The 6,713-nt window shown below is 73.5% G+C and carries 9 protein-coding genes; 4 read left to right on the forward strand and 5 right to left on the reverse strand.

Annotated elements, in window-relative coordinates; all coding sequences use genetic code 11:
* Window positions 1-32: 32 nt before the first annotated feature.
* Window positions 33-806 (reverse strand): hypothetical protein, encoded by a 774-nt coding sequence (locus ACZ4LX_RS18780; RefSeq protein WP_467645188.1) that lies wholly within the window; start codon window positions 804-806, stop codon window positions 33-35.
* A complete protein-coding gene (locus tag ACZ4LX_RS18785; protein ID WP_467645186.1) occupies window positions 803-1,279 on the reverse strand; it encodes a hypothetical protein in 477 nt (158 codons plus the stop codon). The genes ACZ4LX_RS18780 and ACZ4LX_RS18785 overlap by 4 nt, the downstream gene beginning before the upstream one ends.
* Window positions 1,280-1,849: 570 nt before the next feature.
* On the opposite strand from ACZ4LX_RS18785, the gene ACZ4LX_RS18790 reads away from it, so the two are divergent.
* Genes ACZ4LX_RS18790 through ACZ4LX_RS18800 form a run of 3 tightly spaced genes read left to right on the forward strand, consistent with a single transcriptional unit; the run spans window position 1,850 to window position 4,115 of the window.
* Window positions 1,850-2,599 (forward strand): LamB/YcsF family protein, encoded by a 750-nt coding sequence (locus ACZ4LX_RS18790; RefSeq protein WP_467645650.1) that lies wholly within the window; start codon window positions 1,850-1,852, stop codon window positions 2,597-2,599.
* The gene (locus ACZ4LX_RS18795; protein WP_467645180.1) at window positions 2,596-3,252 is read left to right on the forward strand and encodes a 5-oxoprolinase subunit B family protein; all 657 of its coding nucleotides are present in this window, start codon (window positions 2,596-2,598) and stop codon (window positions 3,250-3,252) included. The genes ACZ4LX_RS18790 and ACZ4LX_RS18795 overlap by 4 nt, the downstream gene beginning before the upstream one ends.
* Window positions 3,249-4,115 carry a 5-oxoprolinase subunit C family protein gene (locus tag ACZ4LX_RS18800; RefSeq protein ID WP_467645173.1) on the forward strand — a complete coding sequence of 289 codons (867 nt, stop codon included), beginning with the start codon at window positions 3,249-3,251 and terminating at the stop codon, window positions 4,113-4,115. The genes ACZ4LX_RS18795 and ACZ4LX_RS18800 overlap by 4 nt, the downstream gene beginning before the upstream one ends.
* A gap of 47 nt (window positions 4,116-4,162) precedes the next feature.
* Here the strand turns inward: ACZ4LX_RS18800 and ACZ4LX_RS18805 are convergent, their stop codons facing one another.
* Window positions 4,163-4,711, reverse strand: coding sequence for a hypothetical protein (locus tag ACZ4LX_RS18805; RefSeq protein WP_467645167.1), 549 nt, complete (start codon window positions 4,709-4,711; stop codon window positions 4,163-4,165).
* A complete protein-coding gene (locus ACZ4LX_RS18810) occupies window positions 4,708-5,259 on the reverse strand; it encodes a hypothetical protein (RefSeq protein WP_467645162.1) in 552 nt (183 codons plus the stop codon). The genes ACZ4LX_RS18805 and ACZ4LX_RS18810 overlap by 4 nt, the downstream gene beginning before the upstream one ends.
* A gap of 190 nt (window positions 5,260-5,449) precedes the next feature.
* Between ACZ4LX_RS18810 and ACZ4LX_RS18815 the strand changes: the two genes are divergently transcribed.
* Window positions 5,450-6,103 (forward strand): GNAT family N-acetyltransferase, encoded by a 654-nt coding sequence (locus ACZ4LX_RS18815; RefSeq protein ID WP_467645157.1) that lies wholly within the window; start codon window positions 5,450-5,452, stop codon window positions 6,101-6,103.
* 118 nt (window positions 6,104-6,221) lie between these two features.
* Here the strand turns inward: ACZ4LX_RS18815 and ACZ4LX_RS18820 are convergent.
* Window positions 6,222-6,713: HAD-IC family P-type ATPase (locus tag ACZ4LX_RS18820; protein WP_467645152.1), on the reverse strand; the 492-nt coding region annotated here is incomplete at its 5' end.

Genomic DNA, 6,713 nt, shown 5'->3' on the forward strand with positions numbered 1-6,713 from the left:
CGGTCAGCCAGTGGGTCCCGCCGGTGGGCCCGTCAGTCGGTGTGCAGGACGCCCTGCCGGTCCACCAGCCGCAGGTTGCAGCCTTCGTCGGTACGTACGCGCAGCTCGAAGGTCGCGCCCGCCCGGTCGGCGAGCTCGAAATCGGTGGTGGAACGGGCGGGCAGGTCGGACCGGTGCGGGGTGACGCCGTCGGTGACCGCGGTGAGCATGACCCGCGTCTTGTGGGAGCAGGCCGGTGCGTCCGGGTCGTCCTCCCCGATCTCCAGCGTGAGGCGCAGCCGGTCCCGCCGGCTGGACCGGTCCGGCTGGGCCACCGTCAGGGTGAGCGCGCTGTCCGAGGCGCCGGTCAGCGGCTGGGTGCCGCGCACCTGGATCGTCGCCCGCACCTCACCGGTCCGCACCACGTCCTCGAACGCCCACCAGCTGACCAGCGAGCAGACGAGCGAGGCGACGAGGAGCAGATCGGGAAGCCGGAGCATCTCGCCGTATCTGGAGCCTGTCTTCCCCTGCCCTCCCGAGGACCGTCCGCGATCGGACCGGCGCAGGGCGATGTGGACGACGGAGGCGAGGAAGGCGAGCAGCAGGAAGATGACGAAGGCGACGTACTGGCCGCGCGATCCGCCGGGCCAGTTCCAGATGGCGTAACCGGCGAGGACGACGGCGAGGACCAGGAACACCCAGCCCGTGACGAACGGGGCCCGCTGGATGAAGGTCTGGCGGAAGGCGTCGACGCGCCCGACCGCTGTGTTGTGGTCGCCCGTCGTGTGCACCGAGGTTTCGCCGGGGCCGTGTGGGTCCTGACTCACGGCCGGTCGTTTCTCGGGTGCTGGTTCCACGTGCCGACGCTGCCGATCACGGTGTTGTGGTCACCCTGGGACTCGACCCGGATGCAGGTGCCGGGCGCGGCGGGTGCCGGACCGTTGCCGTCGGGCGGGCCGGGCGCGGGCCTTGTACGGCGTACCAGGTCCTCCAGGCTGTCGGGGCCGGGCGGGCCGTTCTCCAGCCACGTGCTCAGCGCGGTCGCGAGCCTTGACCGGTCCGAGTCGCTCAACTCGGCCAGCAGGCCGTCCAGTTCGGTGGCCTCTTCGGTGGTGAGAGCGGCGTCGTCGGCGGCGTTCTGTCCGCCCTCGCCGACGAGGCTCCGGAAGGCGCCCTCGCCCGCGTCCACGGTCCGGTCGGCGACCCGTTGTACGGCGCTCGACATGACGCCGTCGACCATGCGGCCGGCAAAGAAGGAGAAGTGGGGGGCAAGCTGGGCGGCCAGGTCAAGCAGGGACATGATGGCTCCATGAGAATCAGGGATTTGCCAACACTCGCAATACTTTGAGTAGTTGAGTGAATCACACTCATGCGGAACTTCGAATGGCGTGGTGCGGCGGTGGTAACGGGACACCGGGCCCGCAGGCGGAGCTGCCGCGACGGAGCGGTGCCCACCGGTCCGCGGGCGAAGGCAGCTGTGGGGGCGCGGTGCGAACCGGAGGGCGTCCGGGAGCAGGAGTTCTCCGCCTCGGACCAGACGCCGGGGCCGGTCGGCCGGTACGGGCGCTACCGTGCCGTCGTGGCGATTCCGGCGGAACCGGCGGACCTGATGGGCAGTACGGACGGGCCTGACGGACCTGGCGGTACGGACGGACCGGGAAGTGCGGACGCGTTGGGGAGGACGGACGGGTTGGGCAGCGTGGACAGGCTGGGCGAGGCAGGCGGGTTGGTTGTGGCGAGCGGTCCGGGCGGGGTGTGCGACCCCGCGACGGTCGACGGCGTCGCGACGGTGGACGGCTCCGCTTCGGTGGGCGGCTCCGCTCCGGTGGACGGCTCCGCGACGGTGGGCGGCTCCGCTTCGGCCGTGGTGATGGACCTCAACGCGGACCTCGGCGAGGGCTTCGGTCGCTGGACGCTCACCGACGACGAGGCGTTGCTCGCCTGTGTGACCAGCGCCAATGTGGCGTGCGGCTTCCACGCAGGCGACGCCTCGGTGATGCGGCGGGTCTGCGATGCGGCGGCCGCCCGGGATGTACGGATCGGCGCACAGGTCTCGTACCGCGACCTGGCGGGCTTCGGGCGTCGCGCCATGGATGTGCCGCCCGCCGAACTGGCTGCCGAAATCGCTTACCAGATCGGTGCGTTGCGGGTGTTCGCCGAGGCGGCCGGGTCCCGCGTCTCGTACGTCAAACCGCACGGCGCCCTCTACAACCGCACCGTCCGGGACGACGAGCAGGCCGCCGCGGTGGTCGAGGGCGTCCGGCTGGCGGGCGGGGACATGGCCGTTCTCGGACTGCCCGGCTCCCGGCTTCTCGCACGGGCCGCGCAGGCCGGTCTGGTCACTGTCGACGAGGCCTTCGCCGACCGCGCGTACACCCCGCGGGGCACGCTCGTGCCGCGCGGGGAGCCGGGCGCCGTGGTGCACGACGCTGACGAGGTCGTACGCCGCAGCGTGGGCTTCGCGGTGGACCGGTCGGTGACCGGGTCCGACGGCGGCCGGATCGCCGTCGAGGCCCGCTCCTTGTGCGTCCACGGCGACACACCGGGTGCCGCGGCGCTCGCCCGGCGGGTCCGTGGAGCGCTTGAGGAAGCGGGCGTCGCGGTGCGGGCGTTCGCATGAGTACGGTCCGCCGCACCGGCCCGCCGCTCGTCGTGCTGCCCGCCGGGCCGCACGCCCTGCTGGTCGAGCTGGACGGCCGGCAGGCCGCGGAGGCATTCCACGCCGAGGTGCTGCGACGGCGCGCGGCGGGCGAACTGCCCGACGTGCGCGACATCGTGCCCGGCGAACGCACGGTACTGCTCGACGGCATCGCGCGGGGCGCGGCCTCCCTCGCCCGGGAGCTGCGGACCTGGCCCGCACCGGCACCGCGACAGGAGGCCGGTCAGGTGGTGGAGCTCCCCGTCGTCTACGACGGACCGGACCTGGCCGATGTGGCCGAGGCCTGGGGGGTGGCCGCCGCCGAGGTGCCCCGTATCCACGCCGGAACCGAATTCCGGGTCGCCTTCTGCGGGTTCGCCCCCGGATTCGGCTATCTCACCGGCCTGCCGGACCGCCTCCACCTGCCCCGCCGGGCGACGCCGCGCACCAGGGTCCCGGCGGGCGCCGTCGCGCTCGCGGGACCGTACACCGGGGTGTACCCACGCCCGTCCCCGGGCGGCTGGCAGCTCATCGGCCGGATGCCGGACCCCGGCCCCCTGTGGGACCCGCACCGCGAACCGGCCGCGCTGCTGGGGCCGGGCGCCCGGGTCCGGTTCGTGGAGGCGGCACGATGACGGCGACCGTCGAGGTGGTCCGTGCCGGCGCCCTGACCACCGTGCAGGACGAGGGCCGCGCCGGGCTGGCCCACCTGGGCGTCGGACGCGCGGGCGCGCTCGACGCGCCCGCCGCCCGGCTCGTCAACCGGCTGGCCGGCAACCCGCACTCCGCGGCCGTCCTGGAGACGACCGCCACCGGCTGCGCCGTCCGCCCGGACCGCGCGGTGCGCGCGGTCGTGGGCGGCGCGCCGTGCCGGGTGACGGTGGACGGGCGGCCCGTGGCGTGGGGCGCCGCGGTGCGCGTACCGGCGGGGGCGGTGCTGGACGCGGGTCCGGCCGTGCAAGGGCTGCGCGGCTACCTGGCGTTCGCGGGCGGGGTGGCGGCGGAACCGGTGCTCGGCAGCCGGTCCGCCGACCTGCTCTCCGGTCTCGGTCCCGCGCCCCTGCGCGACGGGGACGTCCTGCCGCTGGGACCGCCCCCGCCGGCCGGTGCGCCGCACGCCGACGCGGTGCCGTGGCCGGGGGCACCCGACGTACTCGTGCTGCCGGTCCACCTCGGCCCCCGCCACACCTGGTTCACGCCCGCCGCTCTCCGTACGCTCACCGCCGGGGCGTACCGCGTCTCGGCGCAGAGCAACCGCATCGGCCTGCGCACCGAGGGCCCGCCGCTGGAGCGTTCCCGTACCGGGGAACTTCCCAGCGAGGGCATGGTGCTCGGCGCCGTCCAGGTGCCGCCGGACGGGCGCCCGGTGGTGTTCCTCAACGACCATCCGACGACGGGGGGATACCCGGTGGTGGGCGTCGTCCCCGAAGCCGCGCTGGCGGCGGCGGCACAGGCGGTGGCCGGGACGGTGGTGCGGTTCGTGCGCGTCGTGAGGTGAGCGGTCGGCGTGTACGTCGTACCGGGCATGCTGTGCGGTGGTGCCGGTCAGGTCGTGGCGGGCAGCCCGAAGTGGTCGGCGATGATCCGCATCGTGACGGCACCGTCGGCGTTGAAGCCGGGATCGGCGTCGTACGCCGGGGTCTCCCGGCCGACGATCCCGGCCTCCAGCAGCTCCCGTACCAGCAGGTCTCCGCTGCGTCGCGACTCGCGGCGCCGCCCGACGTTGAAGTACACCTGCTCGAACCCGCGCCGGCTGTGGGAGAAGTTGAACGGGTGGTCGTCGCAGTGCGGAATCGCGTAGTTCTGCCCCTGCGGGCACGCGCACGCGGGGGTGGAGGCCAGGAACACCGTCTCCACGCGGCCGGGCCCGCCGAAGCGTTCGTCGTAGCGGAATCCGGTGATGTCGCGGGCCAGGTCCATGATCCCCCGGCCGCTCACGGCGCCCGCGTCGAACGTCACCCAGGCCCAGCCACCCGACTCGCCCGAGGCGCGGGCGGCGGGATACGAGGCTTCGGCGCACACGGCGGTGAGGGTGGCCAGGCCGATTCCCCGGGCGTGGACGGCAAAGGTGTCGGGGGCGACGAACGGCTTCACTCCGACACCTCCACGGCCGTGCCGAGCGGAAGCGGGGGCAGGCCGAAACAGTCCTGGATCGTCCTCACGAGGCGGCCCTCCTCGTCGTCCTCGTGGGCGAAGCAGTCGTGGCTCTCATCCGTCTCCCACTGGGTGCACTCGGCCCCGGGACCTATGAGGTTCGCCGCGAGCAGCTCGGCCGACATGTAGTCCGGGTTGTCGCCCACCCGCTGTGTGAGGTCCTCGAAGGTGAAGAAGAGAACCGTGCGCCCGTCGCGGAGGTACTGGAAATGGGGCGCGTGCGCCTTCGCGCTGCACGGCTCGGTCACGAACACCACGAGCTCGGTGCCCTGCGGACAGATGCCCCGGTAGTCGACCTCGTCGTACTCCTCCGACTCCGCGTCGAACATCTCGTGGACCGCCCAGGCCCACCCGCCCGCCTCGCCGTGCGCCAGCGGTTCGCGGTGCAGTTCGCGCAGGCCCGAGGCCAGTGCGGCGTCGGTCAGCCCCCGTGAGAACACGAGGTTCACCTCGTAGCCGGGGATCGATGCGTGGATCCATTGGGTCATACGGAGATCGTAGATTGCGCCACTGACAACGGGGTCCGCCCCGAGCCGCGTTGGGCGCGCGCGAGGTGCGCACGCTCGCCCTGCGCGATATTCGCAGGACACGGCCGGACACCTCTGGAACGCTCCCTACGCGGGTCCCGCGCCCGCGCCCGCGTACGAGGCGTCCGAACGACTGGGGATGGGTGGAGCGATGGCTTTCGCGCTGAAGGGGCCGGTTCTGGAGGGCACCCGCGTGCGTCTGGAGCCGCTGGAGCGCCGTCATGCGGCGGATCTGGCCTCGGCCGCCGAGGAGGACCGCGGCTCCTACCGCTTCACCTGGGTGCCCCGCACCCACGAGGTCGCGGGATACCTCGATGCCCAACTCGCCCGTACGGCCACCAGCAAGCTGTTCCCGTACGCGCAGATCGACCGTGCCTCGGGCCGCGCGGTGGGGGCGACCGCGTACTGGGAGCCCCGGCACTGGCTGGACGAGGACACGCTGAGCGCGGTCGAGGTCGGCTTCACCTGGCTCGCCGCCTCCGCCCAGGGCTCGGGGATCAACGCGGAGGCCAAGTACCTGCTGTTCCGGCACGCGTTCGAGGAGTGGGAGGTGGCACGCGTCGATCTGAAGACGGACGCCCGCAACAGCCGCTCCCGGGCCGCGATCGCGGCGGCGGGCGCGAGCTTCGAGGGCGTACTGCGGAACTGGTCCCGGTCGTGGGCCCCGGGCGAGGACGGAAGGCTGCGGGACTCCGCGATCTTCTCGATCACGGCGGACGAGTGGCCGCGGAGCAAGGCACGGCTGGAGGAACGCCTCGCACGCGGAAGCGGGCGGCCGGACGCCCGGCTCCCTGTCGGAAGCTGAGCCCGGCCGCCCGCCAGGAGAACGGGGCCGCTATGCGCGTCGTGGGGCCGGGGCGTGGCCGAGCCGTCGCCCGGAACCCGCGCCGCCGCGACGGGACGTGGGATCGGGGGGGTGTGGCTCAGGCCTTTGCCCGGAACCCGCGCAGCCGCAGCGAGTTGCCGACCACGAACACCGAAGAGAACGCCATCGCCGCACCCGCGATCATCGGGTTCAGCAGGCCCATCGCGGCCAGCGGCAGCGCCGCCACGTTGTAGGCGAAGGCCCAGAACAGGTTCGTACGGATCGTGCCCAGCGTCCTGCGCGACAGCCGGATCGCGTCCGCTGCGGCCCGCAGGTCCCCGCGCACCAGGGTCAGGTCGCCGGCCTCGATCGCCGCGTCCGTGCCCGTCCCCATGGCGAGGCCCAGGTCGGCCTGGGCGAGGGCGGCCGCGTCGTTCACGCCGTCACCGACCATCGCCACCGAACGGCCCTCGCCCTGAAGGCGCTTGACGACGTCGACCTTGTCCTGCGGCATGACCTCGGCGTACACCTCGTCGATGCCGACCTCGGCCGCGACCGCCTCCGCCACGGCCCGGTTGTCACCGGTCAGCAGGATGGGTGTCAGGCCGAG

It is taken from the genome of Streptomyces sp. NPDC026062, from assembly GCF_055568375.1.